Raw genomic sequence first — 25,289 nt, 5'->3', positions numbered from 1 at the left:
GGCAATGACTGGCCGTTCCCACACACACACAAATGCCTTAAGATAGCTATACTCAAAGGCATGAAACGCAAGGCCGCACTCACCACCATCACTCTGCTCATTTTCACACTCGGACTCTCCGCATGTAGCCCAGCCACACAAGACGATAGGAAAGCCTGCGACCTCCTGAAAAATGGGCTAGATCAGGTTGAACGCGCCGAAAAGAAGTGGTGGGCAGTGTTAGACGGAAAAGAAAACGGGGTAACACACGCAAAACGCCTGCACGTCAGCATCGACTACTACGATACGAACCTTGAAAAAGCTATCGATCTAGCAGATGACCCCGAGCTTCTCGAAAACCTACGCAGCCTGAGCTCACTTGAAATCACGAATCTAGGCGAAGACAAGTCGTGGCTACGATTCAAGCACAACCGAGATAAAACACTCAAACGATGCCACGCACTCGGTATCGACACTGCGGAAGAATCCGATTAACCCAACTCCAATAACCCCCGTACACTGCTCGCAGGTCGGGGGCTTACCTATACCCCCAACTGCGCGACCAGGAGTCGGGAAACAAGAGGGAGGGAAACAAATCCATGCCACGCAAGAAAAGAGGCCCCACAAAAGAACGAGCCGACCGCATGGCAAAAGCCCTCAAACTACGAGAAGCCGGACTCACCCTCGACCAAATCGCCAAACAACTCGGAAAATCAACCAGCCAAATAGACCGAGACCTACGCGACGCACTAAGGCTCACCATCCAAGAACCAGCCGATAGTCTCCGCATAGTCGAAGCCCGCCGCCTTGACGCACTACAACGCGCATTATGGGCACGCGCCATGCGAGGCGAAACCGCAGCCATCGACCGCATCCTACGCATCCAAGAACGCCGCGCACGCCTCCTTAACCTCGACACACAAGGCGGAACATCCGACATCCGCGAAACCGAATCCATGCTTGAACAACTCCTTAACCAGGACACGCAATGACACACGACCTGACCACAAGCAAAGTCCCAACCGAAAGCCTCAACCTCTACTACAAGAACCCAAGGCTCGGAAATGTAACAAAAATCGCGGAATCCCTTCAACGAAACGGCCAATACCGCGCCATCGTCGTCAACAAAGGCACCCACACAGGTCGCCACATGGAAGTACTCGCCGGTAACCACACGCTCAAAGCCGCTCGACAAATCGGCATGGAAACCATCACCGCACACATCATCGACGTAGACGAAGACCAAGCAACCCGCATAGTCCTCGCCGACAATAAAACCGCCGACCTCGGCACCTACGATAACGAACTCATCACCCAACTCATCGACACCCTCAACGAAGACTACGAAGGCACCGGATACACCGAACAAGACCTCGACGAACTCACCGGAAACACCGACCCCGAAGACTCAGGCATAGAAGACACCTACACCGAACGCTTTGAACTCGTGGTCGAATGCCAATCCGAAACGCACCAAGAAGCCTTATTCACCCGCCTGACCAACGAAGGTGAAAAATGCCGACTATTAACCTTGTAAAAACATCCCCCATCAAAAACACATTCCGAGTCGCCAAAATACAAGGAATGTTCGACATCCCCCGTGCTGATGAATCCACATTCACACTCCGAGCAAACATGCCCATCGATGAGAAAGAATGGACCATCGGACTCATCACCGGAGCATCAGGCTCCGGCAAAACAACCATCGCACGCCACCTATGGCCAAACACCACCATCCAAGGCGAACACCAATGGAACAGCCACTCCCTCGTCGATGACTTCCCGAGGGAAATGACCCCACAGGACATCACACTCATCCTGAACTCAGTTGGCTTCTCATCAACACCCGCATGGCTACGCCCATACCACGTACTATCCACAGGACAACAATTCCGAGCAGACCTCGCACGAGCACTCGCCGAAACCCCAAACGGACTCGTCGTATTCGACGAATTCACCTCAACCGTTGACCGAACCGTAGCCGCTGCTGCTTCACACGCAGTCGCCAAAACAATCCGCAGACAAACAGGCCGCCAATTCGTTGCCGTCACATGCCACAAAGACGTCGAAGAATGGCTCCAACCAGATTGGGTATTCGATACAGACACCAACGAATTCACCTGGGGGTGTAAAAGGCGCCCCCAAATCACTATGGTCATACGAGAAGGCCTACGCCAAGCCTGGCCAATCTTTCGCAACCATCACTATCTAACCGGCGACCTTTCCCCCGCCGCGCGCGTATTCCTCGCATACGTCAAACTCGGAAACCAGCCAGAACGACTCGCAGGATTCTTTTCCATACTCCCATCTATGGGACACAAAGGCTGGCGACGCGGCCACCGCACAGTAGTACTACCAGACTTCCAAGGTCTCGGCATCGGAAACCGTATGATTGAAACTGTCGCCGAACTGCTCTGGCAACGCGAACACCTCAGATTCCGCGCCGTAACATCATCACCCGCACTAGTTAAACACCGACTACGCCACCCGGACATGTGGAGGCTTGCTCAAGGCCCGTCAATGAAAGCCAAAACAGGACGCACCTCCAAGCATCAGAAAATGAGAACAAGCGCAGGAAGGCTCACAACGGGATGGGTATTTATTCCCCAAAACTTACGAAGATAATTACGCCAAACCAACTGGCCTCATGCTACGGCGTTAGTAACATTGTCCACGCTTGGGAAAATCCCTACGGTACCAATCCCAACGAATCAGCAACACGAGGACACGGGCTCCTACTCACTACCGGAGCTGGAATGATGATGTCCCTCATGGACCAAACCCCCGGATGCTCATACGCAGCCGACCTTGGAGGTGGACGCAACGTTGAAGGAATGACAAAATTCCTCGAAGCAACCGCGCGCCTCTACAGTCACATTCTCATCATCGCGTGGTTTACAGCATCCGATCCAAAAACTTGGGAAGATGTGTACCTTAAACCACTTGACGGGGCAGATATAGGCTACTGGTCCAACGTCGAACTACCGATTAGCAGGCGATTCAACACCGTTGGTGAAGCACTCGAATGGTCAAAAGGATTCACACCAGCGTTTTCCCCCGATGCTAAAGGACTTCAGTTCACTCCACGCTGATGGGCCACATCCCTAGCTTGCCTTGAATCTGAATCGGTTTATCGAACCATTCAGGTGAGCCCAATTCCCAGTGGTAACCAGCATCGGGCACACCGAAAACCTCGCATCGCTCATCACAATCCTCGCCAGGCAGGTGATACCCCATGAGAATCACGGTTCCAAGCGCCAACATCTTTGGCCGCTCATCAGGAAGCGTTGCGAGGAATTCTTTCGGTATGCGCTTCGCATCAGCAACACCTGAACCGGCGTGTATGACGAACCGTTCACCCACATTCACGCGGGGTTTCCATGACCGGTTTTCAATCTGTTTGATACCGCTCATGATGAGAGATGCCCACGGCTGTTTAACCGTTAGCGCCTTGAGGATTGTCTGACGTGTGATCGCCACTCGGTGATCGTCTCTGGTTTCCAAACTGGGGTCCTTCCAATGTGAGTATCAGGCGGCGGCATGTCACCTGGCTTGTGAAGTTCTACATTTCTGTGTTGCTTAGCACGGCCTTGCGCAGCGCGAAGTGACCTTACGTTGAGTCCCGTAAGGTCACTGATCGCTTGGTAGTCCAACCAATCATTTTGCATATATTCAGTATATCTCAAGCGAAGGTCGCAAACGCTCGCTGACGAAGTGTGCTGCCTCCCCCAAATAGTGAACGGGACGCGCGTTTTTCATCATTGATTTTCTCGTCAAGATGATGGTCAATATACTCGGTCACGGCGTTAAGTCCTCCCCATGCGGTTTCTCGCACCCCGTCGAGCGTGTGCGCATAGCGGTATAGGTTCATAACGTTGTCCACGTGCTCTTGCCGTGTGGTTTCAACTCGTTTGGAAATGTCATCTTCCGACAGTTTGAACACATCCTCAACGGCTTTGCGGATATGTTCTTCATCCATGTGAGTGTCAATGAGTCGTTGTGCTTCCTCTTGAAATTCGTCAATGTACCCGAACGAGAGATTAAGATCGCGTCGGATTTCTGCAATCTTGAATGAGGCGTTTTCCGTGTGACGGATACGGACAACTCCCCGGTTTTCTTTGAATGCCCATGCAAGAGTGTTGGCACAAACAACACGAATCGGGGTGGTCATCATCGTGAGCGACGAGGTTCCGTCGTGTGAATTCATGATCGTGATGTAGAAGTTGGTTTGATCGTCGGTGTCGCCATTGGTGAGAACCATTGAGTTGGGAAGTTTCATTGAAACAAAGACGCGTCGTCCTCCGTTGAGGCTACCTGCTGTTTCAAAGTTCGCCCCGGTTTCATCAACAACGGCTTCAAGTAGGTCAACGAGTTCTTCGTTTTGGAAGGGCCTGTATTGCGTTCCCACGACTCCAAGGACGTCAATTCCCATTGTTACAGGGTTGTCTCGGACCACGGCTTCGTAGCGCGGAACACTGATTTGTTCTCTCATTGTGAATAGTTCGTCGACCGCATCAATTTGGACGGTCATTGGTCGTTTGCGGACATTCCATCCGGCGAGGTGTGCTTCGGTGAGTACTTCGAGCGCATCCATTTGGTGGTCAATGACGGTTCCGAGTTTGTGCCACGCAGGTTGAAGTGCGGAGGCGAAGAAGCTGGTGTTGTCGATGGTTTCGATTTGGTGTGACATCTGAGTTCCTTTCATCAGTTCAGATGTAATTAGTATATCAGAGTTTTTGGCTTAAACCAAAGGAAAACGTGAATTTTGTGGGAATCTCACTGAAACAACAAACCGCCTGGAAGGACTTCCTCACACCCGAAGTACGATTCCTCCTCCTTGATGGCGCTATCCGCTCAGGTAAAACCGTCATCGCAATACTCATCTGGCTTCACTGGCTACCCAAATCGCCAGAAGGCCACCTCGCCATCATCGGAAAAACCAAAACCACGATCACCCGAAACATCCTCGACGTAATCAAAGCAATCCGACCCCAAGCCATCGGACACTACACATCAAAAACCGACGTGGTGACCATCATGGGCCGCGACGTACAAATCATCAGCGCCAATGATGCTCAGGCCGAATCAAAAATCCGAGGACTCACACTCGCCGGGTCAATGGTCGACGAAGCAACGCTCCTACCTGAACCCATGTTCGTTCAGTTACTCGGACGCCATTCAGTGCCACGCGCGAAAATGATCGCCACCACTAACCCTGATAGTCCAGCGCACTACCTGAAAACCAACTACATCGACAGGCATGAAGAAGGATTACTCCCCGATTGGGCCGTCCATCATTTCACAATGGACGACAACCCCGGCCTAACCCCAGAATATGTTGAATCCGTCAAGCGTGAATTTTCCGGCCTGTGGTACCGACGCTTCATTCAAGGCGAATGGGTGTCCGCCGAAGGCGCGGTCTATGACATGTGGGACCCTAAAAAACACGTGGTGGAATGGGACGAATTACCACGTATGGTTGACGCTTACGCTGTGGGCATCGACTATGGCACTCAAAACCCCACCGCCGCGCTCATCCTCGCTATGGGCGAGGACGGCATCCTCTATTTTGTTGACGAATGGCGTCTCGACTCAACCAACCGAGGTCACGGAACATGGACCGACGCCGAACAATCCCAAGCACTGCTCAACTGGCTCCACACCACAACACACGCGCCACGCATGGATGTTCAACCCCGCCGAATCATCGTTGACCCAGCCGCCGCGAGCTTCAAGGTCCAACTCAAACAAGACGGAGCATGGGGCCTCACCGACGCTAACAACGACGTCCTCTACGGGATCCGCCTCATGGCGAACGGGCTGGGCGCAGGGTGGCTCAAAATCGCCGACCGCTGTCAAGGTCTCATTAAGGAAGCCCCCGGCTACTCGTGGGACCCTAAAGCCCAAGCAGCAGGGGCAGATAAGCCCATCAAAACCGCCGACCACAGTCTCGACGCGGCCCGCTACGCGTTAGCGACCACTGAACGCCTGTGGCGCAGGACCGTAGACAACACAGCCATTAAACTCACCCACACCACCTGAAGGAGACGATGATAGGTGCCTCTCCCCGCAAACAACACTCCGTGGCCCCCGAAAAACTGGCAGCCTATCACCGCGAAAATGGACGAATGGGAAGCATGGTGGCTGGGAGAGCCAGACAAGCTCTGGCAGGTCTACCACGGCCAACAAACAGGCTCCGCCCGAAACTACCAGCGGCGCACAGGCTTACGAGGTTTTTTGTCGCGCTTCTTTTGGGGGCGCACCCTCACCGACCAACACCACCCGTCCCGTAACGACCTGCACGTGCCTATCGCATCGGACCTATGCGCAACATCCGCTGACCTCCTATACGCAAACCCGCCGTCAATCACAGCATCCTCCGAGGCCGCCACCGCCCGGATTGAACGCTACATTGACGATGGTCTTTTCGAGCAGCTTCTCACAGGAGCTGAAACCGGCGCGGCCTTTGGGGGCAGATACCACCGCGTCACATGGGACCGGACAATCGCTGATCGACCATTTCTCACCACAGTGGACGCTGATTCAGCGTTGCCAGAATTTCGCTGGGGTCATCTTGTCGCTGTCACGTTCTGGACGGTCCTTGAAAGCGACGGGTCGCGCGTGTTGCGCCACTTAGAACGCCACGAACTCAACCCCGCCGGTATGGGGCTCACGTTCCACGGTCTTTACGAGGGCACATATGACAATCTCGGAATGCTCCGCCCCCTCGCTGAGCACCCTGTAACCGCGCCGTTAGCTGAAGTGGTCGGAATGGACGGGTACGTTACCGACGGCATCACACCGGGGCTCGCTGTCCAATACGTCCCTAACCTCACGCCCGTGCGCAGGTGGCGCGACCACCACCAAGCCCGCAACCTAGGACGCTCAGACCTTGACGGTGTTGAGGGCCTTATGGACGCTCTCGATGAAGTGTACTCCGCGTGGATGCGAGATGTCCGCCTCGGCAAAGCCCGCATTTTCGCTGACAGGGACATGCTCGACCAGTCTTTCGGTAGCGCCGGTGGAGCGTTCAACCTCGACCAAGAGGTGTTCACACCTCTCGAAGGTCTGGCCGGGTCTATGGCTGACACCGTGCCGATCCACGCCCAGCAGTTCACAATACGCTGGCAAGAACACCAACAAACAGCCATCGAACTCACGCGACGCATTTTGCGGGCGGCCCGCTATTCTGCGGCCTCGTTTGAGGACACTCCCGACACGGACATCACCGCAACAGAGGTTATCGCGCGTCAGTCTCAAACTAACACGACGCGGAACCGCAAGGCGAGGCTTGAAAAACCCGCACTTCAAGCCCTCATCGTGAAAATGCTGGCCACCGATCAAGCCGTCTACAACACTCCCAGCCTAGACCCAACAGACCTCGCGGTCACCTTCCCCAGACTCGTTGAAGAATCAGCTTCCGCGCTCACCCAAACGATCTCAACCCTGCGCTCAGCTGAGCTGATGTCTATTGAAACGGGCGTGCGCATGGCACACCCCGACTGGGACCAAACACAGGTAGACGCTGAGGTTGAGCTGATTAAAAAATCACAGCCACTCGCATCCCCAGACGCGTGGAGACCAGACGGGGAGGATGTAACCGACAGTGAGCCTCAATCCGAATGACGCCCGTTTAGGCGCGCAAATCATCGCCGAGCTTGTCCAAGACGTTGAAGACCGGCTCATTTTCGAGATCGTGAAAACCGCGTCGAAAAATCTCGGCGCGAAAAGCTACTCGGTGCGACGTTTCACTGAGATTGCAGCGTTTCGTGCGCGCATTGAAAAACTGCTAGGCCGTGACTGGGAGCTGGTTCTTGACCAAGCACAGGAAGTTCTTGATGTGGCCGCTGACGCGGGACAAGGCCAAGCGCAAATGGACTTGCGTGCCCAACTCGCAGCAGGGAACATCCCGTCAACGCTGGAATCTCAAAGCATTTTCGGATTATCAGCTATCGCCGCTGACACTCTAAAAAATCTCACCAGCCTACCCGCACTCATCCTACGAGACGCATTGGACGTTTACCAAAACGCAATGGCAACTGCCGTTACTGAAGCTGCTTTAGGGGCAGTGACCCGCTTGCAAGCTACCGAGGACGCGCTTCAAGAGTTCGCCTCGCGCGGGATCAAATCATTCATGGACAAATCAGGCAGACGGTGGCGCATCGACTCCTACGCTGAAATGGCTGTGCGCACCGGGGCTATGCGCGCCATGCGGCACGGCTACGATCAAACACTCATCAGCTCTGGTCTTGACCTCGTGATGGTCACCGGACACGCTTACACGTGCTCTAAATGCGGCCCGTGGCAGGGCGCTGTACTGTCACTGACAGGCCAAACGCCAGTTGGTATTAACTACCTGCCTTCTGCTGTTGATCCCAACCAATGGGTAGCTGTGAAGGTGGATGGGACGATGGACCAAGCTAAAGCCGAGGGGCTGTTTCATCCTAACTGTGAGCACTCCTACAGCCTCTACCTGCCCGGCGCGACCAAACCCTATTCTGACGGTGCTAGTTGGGATCAGACCACTTACGACGCATCCCAAAAACAGAGGGCATTGGAACGGGAGATCAGGAAAAAGAAACGCGAACTCACGGCTGCTCTCACCCCTGAAACCATGACAGCGAAACGATCTGAAATCCGCGCGCTGCAAACCAAAGTCCGCGACCTGTTAGTAGAGCACCCCACTTTACAACGTTTGCGATACCGCGAGGCTAACCTGAAAGCCGCACCACGGGTCAAACGCACAAAACCCGCAGGAAAGGTCGGGGTGCTGCCGAAGACGGGCAAAGTAACAACGCTCGAAGCCTTAGCCGAAACGAGAATCGACACGCTTCCTCGAGGACGAACTTACGTCCCTCCAAACATGCCGGACCCACCGAAAGCCCATGAGCTGCACACAGCCGAAACTCTCAACCGCTACAGCGTAGACGTGGACTGGCGAGAAACCTTACACAGAGAAGGCGAAAAGAATCCCGACGTACTCCTTTTCGATGAGATTTGGGAGTTTAAGGCACCAAAAGGCTCGTCCGAGAAAAGCACGATCGACAGTCAATTCAAGCGCGGAAAGAAGCAAAGTGAGCATTTGGTGATCGACTTGTTCCGTTGCGGGCTTGAAGACTCGTTCGCTGTAGGTGAGGTAGAAAAGCGACTTAGATTACACGAGCGCGTGAAAAAGGTTGTCGTCATCGACAAAGATCGAAGACTTCACTTTTTCAGCGATCAGTGATATACTGAAGCGAAGTTAGAGGGTACCAGCCAGCCCACCTGAGGGAGAAATCCTGGGGCAGGCAAGGGGCCCTCTATCTTCATAGGCGAGGAAAGCCAGCCAGCCCACCTGAGGGAGAAATCCTGGGGCAGGCAAGGGGCCCTCACCTAACCCCTTTCAAGCAACAATATTGACCACCCGCACCTGTTTTGGTTGCGGGTTTTGTTTTATCCAAAACAGGACCGACCGGGTCTTTGATCGTCACCAGGAGTGAGTGAGGAACCATTATGTCAAACACCAACGCCAACGCCGCCGATGCTGCTGAGCTTGAGGCCACCCCTCAGCAAGACGGGGCAGAAATATCGGGAAAACCCGATATCACCAGTGCAGATACAACGCCCGCTCAAGGTGAAGGGCTGCCCACTGATGTGGCAACCTTGCACAACATGATCCACCAGCTACGCTCTGAGGCCGCTTCCAACAGGGTTAACGCTAAGCAAAAGGCCGCTGAGCAAGCTGAGCAAAACCTCGTCCGCAAGATCGGTGAAGCGCTGGGCTTGACTAAAACCGACGAGAAGCAGCCCAGCGTGGAAGACCTCACCGCAAGGGTCGCCCAGTCCGAAGCCGCCAGAACACAGGCTGAAACACTTCTCGCCGTGTACAAGGCGGCCCAAGGTATCGCTGACGCGGACATGCTCATCGACTCAGCCAGTTTCCAAGGCACCCTCTCTGGCATCGACACCGCCGACTCTCAAGCCCTCACTGACGCAATCATCCGATTCGTGACCGACCACCCTAAGTTCAAACCCGTCCAGGCGACGGGACAATCCAGCATTGACCATGCCGCCGGGAGCGGCGAAGGAAACGTCACTCTCGACCGTTTCAAGTCAATGACAGGGCAGGAACGACAAGAGCTGTACACCTCCAACCGGGAGCTGTACACAAGCTTGTCCGCTCAGCTCTAAAAGACTACGTATCACAGCCACCTAGCAAACACAGGCGATCTTAAGGTCGAAAGTTTGCGTATGAAAGGAACACACTCACTATGGCAACCATACTCTCAGAAAATCTTTACAGCCCCGACGTGTGGGCTGACATCGCCCGCGAAAGTTTCAAAGGTCAGGCCATCGTCGGCGCTTCCCCTGCTGTCCTGACGCAAGATACCCTCGCTGGTAAGCCCGGTCAGAGCATCGTATTCCCCAAGTGGGGGGTACTGTCTGAAATGGCTGACCTGAGCGAAAACGTTTCGATGGAAACCGAAACCTTAACTCAAACATCCTCGAAAGCGACAATTAAAGAAGCTGGCAAGGCTGTTGAAATCACTGACACAGCGCAGCTTGTCGGCATCGGCAACGCTCAAGATGAGGCCCTGCGCCAGTTTGGTATTCTCGCAGCCCGAAAGGTAGACGCTGATCTCATCAAGGTCGCAACTGAGGTCATCAGCCAAGGAATTGAAAAACGAGACGGCACCAAGACCGATTCTAAGCCGTATCAAGCCAATGCAACAGGCGGGCTGACATGGAACGGCCTCGTTGACGCCATCGGTGTTTTCGGCGACGAATGGGAGCCGGAAGAATTCGCAGGCCTTTACATCCGCTCTGAGCAGCGCGCCCAAATCATGAAAGACGAGCAGTTTATTCGGGCCACCGAAACCTCTGCTGGAGGAATGGGGTCAGTGGTCCAGCGCGGCCGCATTGGTGATATTGCGGGCGTTCCTGTGTTTGTGACGAACCGCTTGACGGCAAACCACGCTGTGCTTCTTAAACGTAACAGCTTGGGTCTTATGTACAAGCGCCGCCCTGTTGTGGAAATGGATCGTGACATTCTCAAGCGCACGACAGTCATTACGACGACCATGCACTATGCGGTTAAACGCCTGTCCGATCAGGGCGTTCTCGACATCACTCTTGCAGGCTAAGACATGGGAATGCTGTTGCGCCGCTACCATGAGCAGGCCGATCAGGTCGTAGCGGAAACGGAACCCGCAGATCAAGAGGCATCCAAACCTGCGCCTAAGCGCGCAAGCAAGGCGAAAGCCTAACAGACTCCGTGAGAACTGCTTGCGCGCGGTGTGGCTCCTTCCGACGTAAGCGGTTCTCGCGGTCCCTTTTTAGTTTTCCCATACACGGTAAGGCTCATTATGCTGACGATCACCCCACAGGAATATGCTGCTTGGCGCGAGTGCAACGAGCCTCGCCGCAATTTTGAAAGCGCGCCGGCATCATTCCTACGTCATGCGGGGCTGTTGGTCGCTAATTTTTTGGCGAAAAGCACGCCGCTTAACGAAAACGATCAGCGTCAGGTCATCATCGACGCGGTGTGTACTCAAGCAGAGTACTGGCATTCTTTGGGTATTACCCCGTTTGCTGAAGGTTTGGATGCTAAAGGTAGGCTTGTTGCTTCCGCTTCTCTCAACGGTGGGTCCATCACTTATGCGGATAATGGTCCTACGAAAATAGCTGAACGCGCCGCCGCCGCTCGCACATTGTGTTTAGAATCGCGTCTGATCCTCCAGATTGCGGGTGCCACCCCGTGTGCGCCTGTCGTGATCGGGTAGGTGCGCATCTGTGAATCTTCTGGATATTTTCGGCGTACACACTATCGTGCTGCATCAAATGAAACGCACACCCTACGGGGATGAAGCAGGTGAAGGTGTAAGCGTACAAGGCTGTTTTGTTACAGAAAAACCCGCTCTTGTGCGTAACACTAACGGCGAGGAAGTCGTATCAAGCGCTCACGTTGCCACGCCAGTAGGTGTTGTGACAACGCTTGATAACCAGCCGCGTATCACTTTACCTTCGGGGCGGACCGGTCGCGTCATTTCTATCTCGCGCGCAGAGGGCGCACCTATCGGCCTGCCAGAACACGATGTCCTCTATCTTGACTGAAAGGCCGTGGTGCAATGCAAGTTCACGTCACGTGGAACGGGCCCAAAATACAGGCGAAACTGCGGGGCGCACAAAGACACGCCCTACGTCTTGCTGGGGAGCATCTGCGCACACAATCCGTGCAGCTCACGCCTATCCGTGAAGGTCTTTTACGTGCCTCAGCAGCAGTAAGCCTGCATGAGAATCGCGCTCTAGCCGCCGTGTCTTTCAACACTCCTTACGCTGTGCGTCAGCATGAGGAGCTTGGCTATCGTCACCCTAAAGGAGGGCAAGCTAAATACCTTGAAACTGCGGCCGACGATGAGAAAAGCACTATGGAACGCATAGTGATAACCACTTTAGAACGCGCTGGAGGAAAATGAGCATGACTCTTGAAGGGTTGACGCAAAACGTGATAGACGCTATCGGTACGATACTTACCCAAGCCGGAGTAGCTTTCTGGCCGGGCTTTGACGGCGAGTACCCCGCTTCCACGCAGTTACCTTTCGTCTACGCTAAACGCCTGCCACCGGATGAAGCTAAAGCTCTGGCTATCAACGTGTATGCGCGTGAAAACAACATAAGCACGGGAAGTACCACTGTACGCGTCCAAGTGCTGTGCCGCTGCCCGCGCGAGGCGGACACTGTAGCGGACCGCGTGTTTGACGCTTTACACGGACTGCACCATCAGCATAAAGGGGCGTTACGTCTGGCGCGTATCCGCCACATCTCCACCGCTCAGCTCGGATTATCCCCCGGAGGGATGGATGAGCGAAGCGACAACTACGAAATCACTCTCAACCTTTAAGGATTCTTCTCATGGCGATTGAAAACACTGTGAACACCGAATACGGTTTCTCCTACGAATACGGCGTGGACGTTAACTTAGCGGACGCTGGCGCTTCACCTAACTGGCAAAGCACACGTTTTTGCAAGGTTATTGCGCCCACCGCTGAGCCGAAAACCGTCGACGGGGCCACCTATGACGATAAAGGCGCGGACCATCCGATTAAAACCGGTGAAAACTGGGGCCTTGAACTAACGATTCAGCAGCATCGAATCAGCGAAAGCGGCAACTACCTGCCGGAAGTTGAAAAACTGAAAGCAGCATCTGAGCCGGACGCTTACGGCAACCGCGCGACCGTTCACGTGCGCTGGTATGACAAACCCTCATCAGGTAAACCCAACGCGAACGACGCTTACGAAGGCTTTGGGACCGTCAAAATGGTTCGATCCGCAACCGGGGTTAACGAAGAAGGCGGCTGGCAGTTCACTATCACCGGCCAAGGCCCCCGCACAAAAATTAAGAACCCTCTCGTCACCGACTAACCCCACCACCCTATAAGACGTGGCACACCGGCAGTGGTCCTCCTGCGCCGCCGGTGTGCCACCCGCACTCAACATTAAAGGACGCCACATGCTAGATTTGACCGCATATCTCCCCCAGCCGTTTCATATGAAAGCCGACAAGTGGGAGATCACCTCTCCTGTGCCCAGCGTGGAAACAGGTAAGCTCATCACCGGTTTCCAAGCTCTCCAAGCTGAGCAGTTCCGACGCGCTCAGGCAGGCGAGGAACCACTTGTCACTGATACGATCCCCGGCTGGCCGACCACACTACAAGAACAAGCCGACCTCGTACTAGGCGCAGGCGAATATGAACGTCTAACAAACGAAGGATGCCCACCGGCTTTCATTGAAGCCGCTCTTTTATCAGCCATCGTCTACTGGGGCAATGGCGCAAGTGAAGAAGCCGTACATTTTTATCAAGACGCGCTACGTGAGCAACGAAAAACCGAAAATAGCGCTCGCCCAAAAGCCAAAACCCGCAAACCCTCCAAGAATGGGCGGCCTACGGGCAAGGCGACCCCATAGACTACGCCCCTGACGGCACACCTATCTACGCGTCTTACAAAACGCCCCCACACGCTGGTACCCCCCGCAGGGGAGTGGACTGGTGGCTCATCATCACCAACTGGCATCTGGCGGTAGCTGACCTCGCGCAAACCTATAACGTGCATGAATGGGCGGGCGCAGGTTTGACATGGCCATATGTTAGAACGCTTGTTCTTGACGCGACCGCGCTTCCGGGAACACGCTTACACGCACTCACACACCCTCACTAGCCTCACTAGCACCACATTGGAGAGCCTACCCTCATGTTTAACGTTGGCACCCTCGCTTTTTATCTGAGCTTGGACGATTCCCAATTCCGTCAAGGCATGGGTAACGTGCAAACCCTCGTCACTAAAACCGCGCAGGTAGCTAAAAGCGCAGGACAGGCTCTAGCTTCCACTGTCACGGCAGCAGCGGCATCAGCAACGACACTGGGCGTGAAACTGTTCAAAACTGGCGCGGCTTACAACAGTATGCAGCAAAACTCCCGTGCGGCGTTGAAAACGATTCTCGGTTCTACTGAAGCTGTCAACGCCCAAATGGAAAAACTGAACGCCCTGGCCCGAAAATCGCCTTTTTCTAAAGCCCTGTTCATCCAAGGGCAACAGCAGCTTTTAGCTTTCGGTATGAGCGCGGAAAAAGTTATCCCCACGCTGGATGCTGTGCAAAACGCGGTTGCTGCTGCTGGCGGGTCCGCACAACAGCTCTCAGACCTGGTGTTCGTGATGGCCCAGATTCAAGCGGCTGGGAAAATCACAGGGCAAGACCTCATCCAAATGGGGCAACGTGGTATTAACGCGGCCCAGCTGATCGGTGAGGCTATGGGAATGAGTACTGCTGAGGTGAAAGCGGCAATCTCAAAAAACAAAATCAACGCTGAAGACGCCTTAGACGCAATGATTAGCGGGATGGCCCGAAAATTTGGCGGGGCAACAGACCTCATCAAACAGCAATGGGTGGGCGCGACAGACCGCATTAAGGCGGCTTGGCGCGATACTGGGGCTGTTATCTCCCAGCCTTTCATTGACCCTAACGGCGGTGGGATGGCCGTGAAATGGGCGAACCTTGTCGCTGATATCATGCGCGGTCTACAAAAACACGTGACGACCGTGATGGATGAGATTAAAATTAAAGGCGTACCCGTTTTCGACGCTATCACAAAAAGCTTGGAAACCGTATCGTCAAAAGTCCAATCTTTTAACCTGCAACGTTTCATACGGCAAGTTAAAGACCTAGGGGCTTATACGCCGCTAGTGAGCGGTCTTGCAGCATCTCTCGTGACACTCGGGTTGCGTCCCCTGCCGATTCTAGGTCGGCTCGGAGCGGGTTTAGGCCCCGTGATCGCGGGCATCGGCGCTTTGGTTGCTACCTCGCCGAAGCTACGAGAAGCTGCGGAAGCTTTCACAGGCGCGCTCCATCCTGCCTACGTGCAGCTGGAGTCACTGGCCAAAGCAGCCGCAAATTTGGGTTTGCAGCTGATTAACGCGCTCGCTCCGCATCTGAAAGTGGTAGCGGCAGGGGCGGCTGGTTTTATTTCACACATGGGTGCTGTGGCGTCACTGTGCGTGCAGGCGGCAACCTCTCTTGTGCCCCTCGTTGAATTGGGCGGGCGTTTTGCCGCGTGGATCAGCGGTCTACCCACGCCCCTGTTGACGGTAGCTGCGGCTCTTGTCGCGTTCCACAAGCCTTTGGGGGCTGTCAGGGACGGGCTGATGCACTCTGGTCAAGCGGTCGCGTCTTTTGTGAGTACTACGCGGAAAATGGCGTTAGAGCAAAACGTGGCCGCGCCTATTATCGGTGTGCGGGCCGCTGTGATGGGGTTAAAAGGGGCGCTAACGGCTTTACTGTCCCCGACGAATCTTGTGGGTCTTGCTATCACGGCTGTAACGGCGGTGATCGCGGTTTTCGCTTCCAAGCAGGCTGAAGCTAAAGCGCACACTGACGAACTCGCCAATTCTCTCGATAGTGAGACGGGGGCTATCACTAAGCAGACTCACGCGATTGTGCTGAAAAAACTCACTGAAGATGGTGTTATAGAAAACGCGAAAAAGCTCGCTATCGCAACTGATCTTGTGACAGCTGCTGCTACGGGTAATGCCCGCGCGCAGGAAATGTTTCAAGGGCGCGTAAAGGCTGTACGTGAGGAGCTTGAGCAAGAACATGAAGCGCTAGTCAAAAGACGTAATTCTGGCGAGCTTTACACTAAGACGCTCAATGTCGAATTGGCGACAAACAACGCTAAGAGGGACGCTCTCAAAGCCTTAGAAGAAGCGGTATCCAGTGAAACCGAGGCTGTCAAAAAAGAGCAAGAGGCGAAAAGGGAATCTAACGACACTACCCAAAAATCGGTTAACCTCACACGTGACGAGGCCTCAGCGAAAGAAGCCTTAGAACAGGCTGAAAAGAAACTCTACGCCATTCAACGTGATCGTGCGGCCGCTCAAGGTGATCTCACGATGGCAAACTACCGTGTTTCCGACGCTATTCAAGCGCTCAACGAGCAGCTAGAACGCGGAGAGCGGGCCGCGAAAGCATATTCTGGCGGCGTTGACTGGTTTGCGGAAAGCACGCGGAAATTCGTTGAAGCCGGAGTCGGGGCTGCGCAGGCAATGGACACTCAGCTGCAAAACATGGTGAAAGCCGGTAAAGGCCAAGACGAGCTGAACGCGAAAGTTGAAGAAAACAAAGCTACCCTTCGCGCTCAGGCTGAAAGTTTCGGCCTTGTCGGAAAAGAAGTTGACGAATATATCAAAAAAATCGGTTTCATCCCCGAATACAAGACCCTTATTCTTGACGTGAATGAGAAGGAAGCTCTCCTTAAAACAGGACGGCTTTTAGACCATATCCAAAGCAAAAACGGGACCATCACCCTGCTCACCGACGATTCTCAAGCTGTAAAAAGTCTGGCAAGGTATTTGAAGCTGGTTGAAACATCTGAAGGAACATTCTCGATAGACGCTGACACTGATCCGGCTCTAGCCATGCTGTTCACCATGATCGGGGATGTTAACGAATCCGAAGGGACGGTAACGCTTCGAGCCGATCAATTGCCCGCAATGGAAACTCTCAAAGAAACCTTGAAAGACATGAATGCCTCTGAAGGTGTGATGAAGGTTTTGGCTGATAACACTAAAGCGCTCACCGCGCTGGACTGGACGAAAACGGTTGTCGAAAGAACAAAGGCCGGCATCGCCATTGAAGGACGTGACAATGCGACAGCAGTGGCAGATACGATTGTGCGAAACATTAACGGGCGCAGCGCGTATATCAAAATTTTTGGGCAACGCGTATCAACAGGCTTGGGCGGCGGTCAAGGCGGGATCACGTTTGCTCAAGGCGGCATCGTCGAGTACTACAAGAACGGCGGCATACGTAAATACGCGGGTGGCGGCGTTGAAAAACATGTTGCTCAGATCGCGCCCGCTGGGGCGTGGCGAATCTGGGCTGAGCCTGAAACCGGTGGCGAAGGATACATCCCACTGGCCCTGAGTAAACGTGACCGGAGCAAAAAAATCATGGCCGAGATTGCGCGCAGATTCGGAGACGTGTACATCCCAGCAGGCGCGAACCGCTATGCGGCTGGCGGCCTGACGGATACGACTTCTCGTGGAGCTGAGCGCGCGGCGGGGACGATTGTGAATTTTACTCAAAACATTCAACAGGCTTTCACCAAGCCCGATTCAGATACCGCGTCAGAAGGCGCGGCAATCGCACGTCTTGTAGGAGTGCTGTAAATGGGATTCAAACTCGAATCGCGTGAGGCATCCATGAACGGTGTCGCACTCATAGACGACGAGGGGCGTTGGACGCTCCTTCACACTACGGGTGAGCGCCCGCAAGCATCACCGCAGATCGTGGCATCGAATTCTCCCAGTCGGGACGGGGCTTTCGTGCCTGAGGTGCGTCAGCCTTTAGGGGCTGTGGATATGGTGTTGCGTTTTCATGTGAGCGCGCGTGGCGGTGCGGCGAGTGATGATCCGCGTTATGTGAGAGATGTGAACCTGGCGGAGCTTACGAGGGTTATGAGGCTTGGGCGCATTTCTACGATGGGTCTTGTGATAGGTGGCGTGCCGTGTGTGCAACGGTGTGTGGTGAGCACGTCAAGTAGCGGTGAGGAATTGTCTGAAAATATTGTTCCAGCAGCGTTTCTCGTCAAGCTTTTAGACGGTTTTTGGTCTGCCCCTTTAGGTGAGGATCGTGTGGCGGGTTTTTTAAGGGCTGCCGAAGGCGGTTCAGGGCCAGTGTCTCCCGTGTGGCGCATTGAAGGTCCGTGTCAAGGGTTTCGTGCTGTCACGGTCGATGGCGTGGTTTGCGAGTGGGCTGGACGAGTCGATGTTGGGCAGGCCGCCATTGTAAGCGGGTGGCAATCATGGACGGTCCCAGCGAGTCTTGATGAGTGGTGGGTTCACCCATCGGCTGTGTCTACTGTGAACGTGAGCGATTCTAGTCCCGTGTTGCCTGACTTTTCGGGCTCTTATGCCGTAGACGTGTTTGTTGATGGCGTTAAGCAAACGCTTGCCACAACGAAAGTGTCGGCATATTGCGGGCAGACATTCATCTAAACGCGTGAAAAATTTTGGAAAAAGGAGGGTTGAGCCTTGACGAGTATTAGCGCTGTCAAACTCGTGGTGTATGAGCCGTGGGGTCAAGCCCTGCACACTGTCACCGACATATCCTCGCTGGAATGGGCTGGCAAATTGTGTGACCATTCGACGCTGTCAGTGACGCTGCCTGCGGGCTCGCCTCAAGCCGCGTGTTTGCGCGATATGGTTGAGGTTGCCTTGCTGGTGAAAATCAAAGACGAGTGGATTGAGCCTGCGGGCGCGCGTTTTTTCACCACCGGGTATGTGCAAGACCCCGTGAAAGATTTTGGGGCGACCACTATCAGCATGATTGGTATTTCTACCGCCCTACGTTTCGAGTCCGTTACTATACCAACACCTGATGATGAGGAAGGGAAACGGGTTTTTCCCGCGCAATCGCCGGGTTCTATCCTGTGTACTCTGTTTAACGAGGCGCGTTCTCGTGATACGAAGTACGGGTTAGAGTGGGCCAAGGCTTTAGAATGGTCTTTTAGTGCTCAACGGGACTCGCACAATCAGCCGTGGGGTAAAAACGCGCGCTGCACTTTCGCCCCGTCAGCGTCTTTTGAAAAAGTTTTAGAATGGCTGTCTTCTAAAGGCGCGGTTGAGTGGCGTATGAACGCTCGCGCGTTGGAAGTGTACCGGTCGGGAGGGTTTTTATCGCGCCGAAATGAGAGCGTGGCGTTCATCGACGCTTACGCTGAAGCGGCCCCTGTGACCACGAGTTTTGAGTACGTGTCAACCCTTGCGCGTTTTCGTGGTAAAGATGGTAAACAGTGGGAGAAAAACAACCCGAATGCGGCCCGCGCTTTTGGTCGTATCGTCAAATGGAACGAGCAAGGCCAAGTCGAGCGAGACGAAACAGCATCCCTGTATCTAGAAGAAGTATCCAAACGCGGGCAAGACCCCCGCAGGCAGTATCGGCGCGAGTGGACCCTCACCGGTGACCCAGAATCCCCGCTACCGTGGGTGGACTACAATCTGGGGGATTGGGTCAACGCCAGCGGATCAGAACTGCGCGTGCGTGAAACAGGTGTCAAACTCGCTGAAGATGGGACATGGAGCGCGTGGGTTACCTTGGGTGATCGTATTGAAGCGCTTTTAGAACGTCTCGCAAGAAAAACCACTGACCTATCCGACGGGATGGTGGGCGGCGAAAACTCCCCTGTCGTTGGGGTGGGGGGCCCGCGCGCGGAAAAAGGTACCCCACAAGCGCCTGTAGATCTTTTAGCCTCATCTGATCCTGTCAGTGACGCTTCTGGCGCGTTCCACTCCGTCCTCACGCTCTCATGGGCACCCGTGAGCCTCACAACCGAAAACCGCGAAGTGACGGTAGAAGAGTATCTGGTGGAGGTCACCAAAAACGGTGACAAAACCCGCTACTACACCTGCCACGAACCTAAAATCACCATCCAAGGCTACCCCGGTGAACGGTGGAGAATACGAGTCCGGGCGCGTAGCGCTCAAAACGTGTGGGGACTATGGTCAAGTGCGCTTGAGCATGTGCTCGCTATCGACAAAGAGCCACCGCCTCAACCTGCGCGCCCTCAAGTGGAAGCGAAACTCGGTATTCTCATCGTCACACACAGCGGCCAATCCTCCACTGGCGCGCCCATGCCAAACGACACAGACTACTGGGAGGTCGCGGTTTCCAGCAGCTCCACGCCGCAACCTGCGGTGGACGCGAAAGTAGCCTACGCTCATGGTCTGACCTGGTACCGCTCAGGTCTTGACGTGAACAAAAACTACTATGTGCGAGTGCGGGCCGTCGATACGAGCGCAAACATAGGACCGTGGTCAGAGTATGTGCTCACTCAAATCAAGCCCCTGTTTGACGCGAGTAAACTCGGCGCGCAACTCGCATCATCTACCGATGCTCTAGGTAATCTGATCGTGCAAATCCGGGACGCATCTATCATCGCTCCCGGAGCGATAAAAACCTCTCACCTCGCCGCGCTTTCCGTGTCGGCTGACAAAATAGCCGCAAACGCCATCACAGCCTCACACATCACGGCCGGCGCACTCGATGCCTACATTGTCAACGGGTCCGTCCTCCAAACATCCCCCACCGCTCGCAGGGGCGTGAAAATCACGAGCACCGGCCTGTACGCATACGACTACGCCGGCAACGAAACCGTGAAAATCACAGGCAGTAGCGGCACCATATCGGGATACACGATCAGCGGCGGAGTCATAGAACAATCCTCCTACTCCAGTAAAATACGCATCTCCAACGGCCGCATCACATTCAGCGAGAACAACCAAACACAAATGACAATCGACGATGACGGCATGGCAATCTGGGAAGGGGACCGAAAAATAGGCTACATCAGCGCAAACAACAAACACGACGACCCGACCGTGCGCGGCCTATCCATGAACCTCCACACTGAAGGCGACTACGTCACATGGAGCTACAAAATACACCCATCAGACCAGTACTCCACAACAATGCTCACCCTCGACCCCAAAGGCCGATTCTACAAAAACAAACCCGGCATCCACTTCGGAAACGACATCTGGCTTAACGGCAACGATTTCAAATTCCCAGACGGATCAAATTTCGCCATACGCTACGGCACACTTGATGGCGCTCCTTGCACAGGCATCAGCTCCAACAACAACGGCATCGACATCACCCAAGATGACGTGTACGTCAGATTTAACGGCACCTGCTTCTCACTACGCAAACTACTCCGCGACAACGGATACAACGTATAACCCTCCCGAAAGGAGTACGCCGTGGACCTGTCAGCCACAGACGTTTTCGCCCAATACGACCGCGAGGTCGCACGACTCATCCGCGAACTGGCTCTTACTCGCGCCCAACTCGAAGCCACACAACACCAACTCAGCCAACACCTCAACACCACAGAAAAGGAATAACCCCATGACCCTCATCCCCTACCCACACGACCTCGGATGGTGTCGCATCACAGCAACTCTTGCCCAAGGACTCATCGACGGCTCCGACTCTGATAAACTCCCCGACCTGGAAGCGCTCGCAGGTGAAAAGCTCACTTTTACCCCCACGGCTCAACGCATCCAGTTTCGCGGTTCGCGCCCTATGCTCATCACTCTGCCGTCTTTTGAGGCTTTAATCGACGAGAACGGCGTACTGCGAGGGCCTGACGGTAGCGCGGGTGTCGTGGTGATCGCAACCGATGATCCCAACACTAACCCGACAGGCTGGCTGTATGAGGTGCGTTTTTCTAATCGGAAGCTGAAAATACCCGCGTTCTACGTTCCAGCTCCGCGCGGGCAAACGGTGGACCTTGCCACTCTCGTGCCAGTGGACGATCAGATGGGGACGGTGTTTGTTGCAGACGCGCCACTAGCGGCCCGCGTGGAAGTGGTCGCCCAAAGCGCGTCAGAAAACCTGTCTCGCGCATCTGAAGCCGTCTCCGCGTCCGAGGAGGCTGCTTCACGTGCCAAACGTTCAGCTGATGAAACTGAAAAAAATGCTGCCGACATCATGAAAGCGGCTTTCAGCCTGTCAGCTAAAGTCGGGGAAGCTGAAGCCGCTTCTACGGTAGCTGGGGAGAAAGCAAGCGAAGCAAGAAACGCCGCTTCGGTAGCAACAGGTAAAGCGAGTGAAACCCAAGCCTTAGCGCAAGCGGTCCATGACGACCGGAACTGGGTAAGTAACGCGATTGCAGAGCACGGGGGGATACCGGGCCCCGCTGGTCCTGCTGGTGAGCGAGGTCCTGCCGGTGAGCGAGGACCCGCCGGTGAGCGAGGACCCGCCGGTGAGCGAGGACCCGCCGGTGAGCGAGGACCCGCCGGTGAGCGAGGACCCGCCGGTGAGCGAGGACCCGCCGGTGAGCGAGGACCCGCTGGCGAGCGAGGACCCGCCGGATTGGGGGGCGGGGGTGTCACGACTGAGTGGGAACCCCTACTACTAAACGATGAGTGGGTACCCGCAGACGGCACTCACAACCCACGTATCCGCTACTATAATGGCCTAACCGTCATTGAAGGCTCCATCATCAACGCGCATGGATCAAAAGGCGGCTTCACGCTCCCAGAACTGGGTAAAGTCCCTGAACACCACAGGCCAAGCCAAGTAAGATACGTAGCCTCGGTAAGCGTCTCGGAAGTTACGATGATAGGTCAAAGGCCGAGTTACAACAACACTGCCGGAACGCTTATTCTCACTCCTGACGGCACACTAAGCATCGAATACGTGCACCAGCAGTCGACTAAAGCACAATACCAAGCGTGTATTTCGTGCGTTTTCGCGCCAGAAGATTAGCCAGATGCACTAAACGTTTCATACCCCCGCCTGTGGGCTGGGGGTTTCACTGTATCTGAAAAAATTTTTAATAAGGAGAAATTTTATGTCATCGTATGAGGAGATCACCTCGCACACTAGCCCTGCGTACACTGGGGGGCGGCCGTATGGTGTTGCGCGGATTGTGTTGCACCATTGGGGGGACCCGGCTAGTGGGCCGACGTTTGAGGGGGTTGTCGCCTACCTGACCCGCGCGAACGCTACGACGAGTGCGCATTATGTGGCTGAAGCTGGCCGTGTGGCGTGCATTGTGGACCCGGATGATCGGGCGTGGCACGCGGGCGACGGTATCGGGGTCGGCTCAGCTGGCAACGATATGGGGATTGCGATTGAGTGTAATCCGCGCGCAAGTGAGGGTGACGTAGCAACGGTTGCGGAGCTTGTCGCTGACCTGCGGAGCGTGTACGGCGATTTGCCGCTTGCTGTGCATTCGGATTTTGTGGCGACGCAGTGCCCCGGCGCATACCGTGACCTCGTAGGCCGCATTGATGCTCACGCTAGGGAGATCACCCTACCGCAGGCAAGCGTGGCGCGTCCTGCGCCTGCTGCGCCCGCGTTTAGCGCTGACAGTATCGATGGTCTAGCTCGGCGCGTGTTGGCTGGCGAATACGGTAACGGCGAGGATCGAAAGGCCGCGCTTGGTGGCATGTATGACGCTGTGCAGGCGCGCGTGAACGAACTGTGTGGGATGGGTGGGCCCTCCCAGCCTGCTGGTGTGGACGCTGTGGCACGGGATGTGATAGCGGGCGCTTACGGCAACGGGGAAGCGCGCTACGCGGCTTTACGGGCCGCTGGTTATGATCCTGACGCTGTGCAGGCGCGTGTGAACGAACTACTGGGAGCATCCCCTGCGCCTGCCAGTGGTGGGCCTGATGTTGAAGCGCTCGCTCAGGCCGTGATACGCGGCGAATACGGTAACGGCGAGGATCGAAAGGCCGCGCTTGGTGGCGCATACGACGCTGTGCAGGCGCGCGTGAACGAGATTTTAAGCTGAAAGAAAGAGAAAAAACATGGATGCTTATATGAAGAAAACGTTTTGGCTGGGGGTTTTTGAGCGCGCCGTGAAAACAGCCGCACAAGCTCTCCTTGCCGTTTTGACTACGGGAACCGTGTTGTGGGGGCTGGATTGGGGTCAAGCGGTGGGTCTGGCACTCACTGCGGCGCTTATCAGTGTGCTGACCTCAATCGCGGACCCGCGCGCGGCCGACGTGCACGAGGTCACGTTCTCTCGTGAGGGTGATTGATGCTACTCCCAGAAATCCTGCAAGCCCTCGGCGGCTTTACGGGCCTTGGCGCGCTGGTCGCGGCTACGGCCACGTGGCGACAAACCCAGCCTAACCACGGGTCTAGTATGAAGGACTCGCTCACGCGGGTGGAGCGCGCGTTGGAAGCGCTGGACCATCGTCTGAACAGTATGGATGAGCGTATCACGCTACTGGATGAGCGGGCGGAGCGCACCCATCATCATCTAGAGTGCCGGATAGAGCATATAGAACACGACCAAACCTAAACGACAGTCGCATATAAGAATCACCCTCCCTCGTGAATACTTCACGAGGGAGGGTGATTTTTGTGTTTTGACACCCCGTCAGTGCAGGGAACACAAGTAGCCTATCGGCTCAACCCCGCTGACGCAGGGATCAATGTTTAGCCTCATGTCGCTAAATAATAACAACGCTGGCTCATCCCCACTGTCGTGGGGAACATGTTGTAAGACTACACCCGCGCCCGCCATCGTGTGCGTGCGTGTGGTTTTTTGGTCGGCTGATGGAATGGTCTTGACAGGAGCGGGCGGGTGGTGGGATGATTCCCTGTGCGCGTGCTGGGGGTATCAGGGAATACAAGACCCGCTCACGGGGAACACCTGTAGGACCTTTCTTTCTGGTCCGAGACTCGCCCGGCACGCCGCCTTTCTAGAGCAGACACGCCTGATATGGTCTGCCCCTCCCTCACAGATATGATGATGGCCCCCGCGTTTTGCAGGGGCCATGACTCATCTGAGTGTCAGTCTAGGGGCATGGGACGCGCGTGTTTTCTGACAATCTCCCAGAACTCGTCAGTATCCACGCACTGATAGAACACTACTCCGCGCGAGTAGCCGTTTTCGTCGATGATCTCACGACTGTCGATTACCTCGTCAGCGATAGCGTCGATATCAAAATCTTCCTCGACTGAGACGAAAATTTCGCCTGCCTCTAATGAGGTAATGATGAGCCAATGAACAGCTTCGTGGAAGGTGCCGTACTCGTAAGGCTCTAAAGTGATGTTGTTCATTTTTTAATCTTTCTTTCCTGAGGTTGTGTCGTCGTTTTCGACTACACGTATATACTATGTCAGTCAGTAGGACATGTCAAGCTGAAAAACACTAATATTTAGTGATGTGTGACACATAATAGGTTATGTCCTATACTCACTCAGCACCGAGCATCCACACCTACCCACGTAGGACATAAAAAAAAGGGGGGGG

At 54.9% G+C, this 25,289-nt stretch carries 27 protein-coding genes; 24 read left to right on the top strand and 3 right to left on the bottom strand.

Features of this window, described 5'->3' with window-relative positions:
• Positions 1-60 precede the first annotated feature (60 nt).
• The 5 genes from LRP54_RS08300 to LRP54_RS08280 all read left to right on the top strand — a co-directional run bounded on the left by LRP54_RS08300 (position 61) and on the right by LRP54_RS08280 (position 3,071).
• A complete protein-coding gene (locus tag LRP54_RS08300) occupies positions 61-474 on the top strand; it encodes a hypothetical protein (RefSeq protein ID WP_231235754.1) in 414 nt (137 codons plus the stop codon).
• Positions 475-578: 104 nt separating this feature from the next.
• A complete protein-coding gene (locus LRP54_RS08295) occupies positions 579-971 on the top strand; it encodes a hypothetical protein (protein ID WP_231235752.1) in 393 nt (130 codons plus the stop codon).
• The gene (locus tag LRP54_RS08290) at positions 968-1,516 is read left to right on the top strand and encodes a ParB/RepB/Spo0J family partition protein (protein WP_231235750.1); all 549 of its coding nucleotides are present in this window, start codon (positions 968-970) and stop codon (positions 1,514-1,516) included. Before LRP54_RS08295 ends, LRP54_RS08290 begins: the two co-directional genes overlap by 4 nt.
• Positions 1,495-2,604, top strand: coding sequence for a GNAT family N-acetyltransferase (locus LRP54_RS08285; RefSeq protein WP_231235748.1), 1,110 nt, complete (start codon positions 1,495-1,497; stop codon positions 2,602-2,604). Before LRP54_RS08290 ends, LRP54_RS08285 begins: the two co-directional genes overlap by 22 nt.
• On the top strand, positions 2,571-3,071 hold the full coding sequence (locus LRP54_RS08280) for a hypothetical protein (protein WP_231235746.1): 501 nt from the start codon (positions 2,571-2,573) through the stop codon (positions 3,069-3,071). The genes LRP54_RS08285 and LRP54_RS08280 overlap by 34 nt, the downstream gene beginning before the upstream one ends.
• Here LRP54_RS08280 and LRP54_RS08275 read toward each other — a convergent pair.
• Together LRP54_RS08275 and LRP54_RS08270 are read right to left on the bottom strand one after the other, a co-directional pair.
• Positions 3,058-3,459, bottom strand: a complete 402-nt coding sequence (locus LRP54_RS08275; RefSeq protein WP_231235744.1) for an ASCH domain-containing protein — start codon at positions 3,457-3,459, stop codon at positions 3,058-3,060. The two genes, LRP54_RS08280 and LRP54_RS08275, sit on opposite strands and share 14 nt — an antisense overlap.
• A 202-nt stretch (positions 3,460-3,661) precedes the next feature.
• Positions 3,662-4,669, bottom strand: coding sequence for a DUF932 domain-containing protein (locus LRP54_RS08270; protein WP_231235743.1), 1,008 nt, complete (start codon positions 4,667-4,669; stop codon positions 3,662-3,664).
• Positions 4,670-4,746: 77 nt separating this feature from the next.
• Here LRP54_RS08270 and LRP54_RS08265 point away from each other — a divergent pair, with 77 nt between their 5' ends.
• From LRP54_RS08265 to LRP54_RS08175, 19 genes are all read left to right on the top strand, one after another.
• The gene (locus LRP54_RS08265; RefSeq protein WP_231235741.1) at positions 4,747-6,021 is read left to right on the top strand and encodes a PBSX family phage terminase large subunit; all 1,275 of its coding nucleotides are present in this window, start codon (positions 4,747-4,749) and stop codon (positions 6,019-6,021) included.
• A 78-nt stretch (positions 6,022-6,099) separates the two neighbouring features.
• A complete protein-coding gene (locus LRP54_RS08260) occupies positions 6,100-7,605 on the top strand; it encodes a phage portal protein (RefSeq protein ID WP_231235739.1) in 1,506 nt (501 codons plus the stop codon).
• A complete protein-coding gene (locus LRP54_RS08500) occupies positions 7,586-9,205 on the top strand; it encodes a phage minor capsid protein (protein WP_231235737.1) in 1,620 nt (539 codons plus the stop codon). Before LRP54_RS08260 ends, LRP54_RS08500 begins: the two co-directional genes overlap by 20 nt.
• Before the next feature lie 266 nt (positions 9,206-9,471).
• Positions 9,472-10,149, top strand: a complete 678-nt coding sequence (locus tag LRP54_RS08250; RefSeq protein ID WP_231235735.1) for a hypothetical protein — start codon at positions 9,472-9,474, stop codon at positions 10,147-10,149.
• An 80-nt stretch (positions 10,150-10,229) separates the two neighbouring features.
• Positions 10,230-11,102: a phage major capsid protein gene (locus tag LRP54_RS08245; RefSeq protein ID WP_231235734.1), complete on the top strand. Its 873-nt coding sequence runs from the start codon at positions 10,230-10,232 to the stop codon at positions 11,100-11,102.
• Positions 11,103-11,324: 222 nt separating this feature from the next.
• Entirely contained in the window at positions 11,325-11,741 is a 417-nt protein-coding gene (locus LRP54_RS08240) for a hypothetical protein (RefSeq protein WP_231235733.1), read from the top strand.
• A 10-nt stretch (positions 11,742-11,751) separates the two neighbouring features.
• Positions 11,752-12,072: a hypothetical protein gene (locus tag LRP54_RS08235; RefSeq protein WP_231235731.1), complete on the top strand. Its 321-nt coding sequence runs from the start codon at positions 11,752-11,754 to the stop codon at positions 12,070-12,072.
• A 14-nt stretch (positions 12,073-12,086) separates the two neighbouring features.
• Positions 12,087-12,434, top strand: coding sequence for a minor capsid protein (locus tag LRP54_RS08230; RefSeq protein WP_231235729.1), 348 nt, complete (start codon positions 12,087-12,089; stop codon positions 12,432-12,434).
• 2 nt (positions 12,435-12,436) lie between these two features.
• On the top strand, positions 12,437-12,859 hold the full coding sequence (locus LRP54_RS08225) for a minor capsid protein (protein ID WP_231235728.1): 423 nt from the start codon (positions 12,437-12,439) through the stop codon (positions 12,857-12,859).
• A gap of 11 nt (positions 12,860-12,870) precedes the next feature.
• Positions 12,871-13,380 (top strand): phage tail tube protein, encoded by a 510-nt coding sequence (locus LRP54_RS08220; protein ID WP_231235726.1) that lies wholly within the window; start codon positions 12,871-12,873, stop codon positions 13,378-13,380.
• Between the two features lie 19 nt (positions 13,381-13,399).
• Positions 13,400-13,924 carry a hypothetical protein gene (locus tag LRP54_RS08215; protein ID WP_231235725.1) on the top strand — a complete coding sequence of 175 codons (525 nt, stop codon included), beginning with the start codon at positions 13,400-13,402 and terminating at the stop codon, positions 13,922-13,924.
• A gap of 74 nt (positions 13,925-13,998) precedes the next feature.
• Positions 13,999-14,175, top strand: a complete 177-nt coding sequence (locus LRP54_RS08210; RefSeq protein WP_231235724.1) for a hypothetical protein — start codon at positions 13,999-14,001, stop codon at positions 14,173-14,175.
• 33 nt (positions 14,176-14,208) lie between these two features.
• Positions 14,209-17,679: a tape measure protein gene (locus tag LRP54_RS08205; protein WP_231235722.1), complete on the top strand. Its 3,471-nt coding sequence runs from the start codon at positions 14,209-14,211 to the stop codon at positions 17,677-17,679.
• A complete protein-coding gene (locus LRP54_RS08200; RefSeq protein WP_231235721.1) occupies positions 17,680-18,507 on the top strand; it encodes a hypothetical protein in 828 nt (275 codons plus the stop codon).
• A gap of 36 nt (positions 18,508-18,543) precedes the next feature.
• Complete coding sequence (locus LRP54_RS08195) at positions 18,544-21,249, top strand: hypothetical protein (protein WP_231235719.1); 2,706 nt, start codon at positions 18,544-18,546, stop codon at positions 21,247-21,249.
• Positions 21,250-21,270: 21 nt separating this feature from the next.
• Positions 21,271-21,414, top strand: a complete 144-nt coding sequence (locus LRP54_RS08190; protein ID WP_231235718.1) for a hypothetical protein — start codon at positions 21,271-21,273, stop codon at positions 21,412-21,414.
• 4 nt (positions 21,415-21,418) lie between these two features.
• A complete protein-coding gene (locus tag LRP54_RS08185; protein WP_231235717.1) occupies positions 21,419-22,783 on the top strand; it encodes a hypothetical protein in 1,365 nt (454 codons plus the stop codon).
• Positions 22,784-22,868: 85 nt separating this feature from the next.
• Positions 22,869-23,816, top strand: a complete 948-nt coding sequence (locus LRP54_RS08180; RefSeq protein ID WP_231235716.1) for an N-acetylmuramoyl-L-alanine amidase — start codon at positions 22,869-22,871, stop codon at positions 23,814-23,816.
• A 28-nt stretch (positions 23,817-23,844) separates the two neighbouring features.
• Positions 23,845-24,066: a holin gene (locus LRP54_RS08175; RefSeq protein WP_231235715.1), complete on the top strand. Its 222-nt coding sequence runs from the start codon at positions 23,845-23,847 to the stop codon at positions 24,064-24,066.
• Positions 24,067-24,826: 760 nt separating this feature from the next.
• Here LRP54_RS08175 and LRP54_RS08170 read toward each other — a convergent pair.
• Positions 24,827-25,096 carry a hypothetical protein gene (locus LRP54_RS08170; RefSeq protein WP_231235714.1) on the bottom strand — a complete coding sequence of 90 codons (270 nt, stop codon included), beginning with the start codon at positions 25,094-25,096 and terminating at the stop codon, positions 24,827-24,829.
• Positions 25,097-25,289: the final 193 nt, after the last annotated feature.

The sequence above is a fragment of the Schaalia sp. lx-100 genome (genome assembly GCF_021083625.1).
In the GTDB taxonomy this organism is placed as follows: domain Bacteria; phylum Actinomycetota; class Actinomycetes; order Actinomycetales; family Actinomycetaceae; genus Pauljensenia.
This window is presented reverse-complemented; position numbering and strand designations above follow the sequence as displayed.

Bases quoted from the DNA above. Each gene is read 5' to 3' on its own strand.
- LRP54_RS08300 (WP_231235754.1), top strand. From the start codon at position 61: ATGAAACGCAAGGCCGCACTCACCACCATCACTCTGCTCATTTTCACA.
- LRP54_RS08295 (WP_231235752.1), top strand. From the start codon at position 579: ATGCCACGCAAGAAAAGAGGCCCCACAAAAGAACGAGCCGACCGCATG.
- LRP54_RS08290 (WP_231235750.1), top strand. From the start codon at position 968: ATGACACACGACCTGACCACAAGCAAAGTCCCAACCGAAAGCCTCAAC.
- LRP54_RS08285 (WP_231235748.1), top strand. From the start codon at position 1,495: ATGCCGACTATTAACCTTGTAAAAACATCCCCCATCAAAAACACATTC.
- LRP54_RS08280 (WP_231235746.1), top strand. From the start codon at position 2,571: ATGGGTATTTATTCCCCAAAACTTACGAAGATAATTACGCCAAACCAA.
- LRP54_RS08270 (WP_231235743.1), bottom strand. From the start codon at position 4,669: ATGTCACACCAAATCGAAACCATCGACAACACCAGCTTCTTCGCCTCC.
- LRP54_RS08260 (WP_231235739.1), top strand. From the start codon at position 6,100: ATGGACGAATGGGAAGCATGGTGGCTGGGAGAGCCAGACAAGCTCTGG.
- LRP54_RS08250 (WP_231235735.1), top strand. From the start codon at position 9,472: ATGTCAAACACCAACGCCAACGCCGCCGATGCTGCTGAGCTTGAGGCC.
- LRP54_RS08245 (WP_231235734.1), top strand. From the start codon at position 10,230: ATGGCAACCATACTCTCAGAAAATCTTTACAGCCCCGACGTGTGGGCT.
- LRP54_RS08240 (WP_231235733.1), top strand. From the start codon at position 11,325: ATGCTGACGATCACCCCACAGGAATATGCTGCTTGGCGCGAGTGCAAC.
- LRP54_RS08230 (WP_231235729.1), top strand. From the start codon at position 12,087: ATGCAAGTTCACGTCACGTGGAACGGGCCCAAAATACAGGCGAAACTG.
- LRP54_RS08225 (WP_231235728.1), top strand. From the start codon at position 12,437: ATGACTCTTGAAGGGTTGACGCAAAACGTGATAGACGCTATCGGTACG.
- LRP54_RS08220 (WP_231235726.1), top strand. From the start codon at position 12,871: ATGGCGATTGAAAACACTGTGAACACCGAATACGGTTTCTCCTACGAA.
- LRP54_RS08205 (WP_231235722.1), top strand. From the start codon at position 14,209: ATGTTTAACGTTGGCACCCTCGCTTTTTATCTGAGCTTGGACGATTCC.
- LRP54_RS08200 (WP_231235721.1), top strand. From the start codon at position 17,680: ATGGGATTCAAACTCGAATCGCGTGAGGCATCCATGAACGGTGTCGCA.
- LRP54_RS08185 (WP_231235717.1), top strand. From the start codon at position 21,419: ATGACCCTCATCCCCTACCCACACGACCTCGGATGGTGTCGCATCACA.
- LRP54_RS08180 (WP_231235716.1), top strand. From the start codon at position 22,869: ATGTCATCGTATGAGGAGATCACCTCGCACACTAGCCCTGCGTACACT.
- LRP54_RS08175 (WP_231235715.1), top strand. From the start codon at position 23,845: ATGAAGAAAACGTTTTGGCTGGGGGTTTTTGAGCGCGCCGTGAAAACA.
- LRP54_RS08170 (WP_231235714.1), bottom strand. From the start codon at position 25,096: ATGAACAACATCACTTTAGAGCCTTACGAGTACGGCACCTTCCACGAA.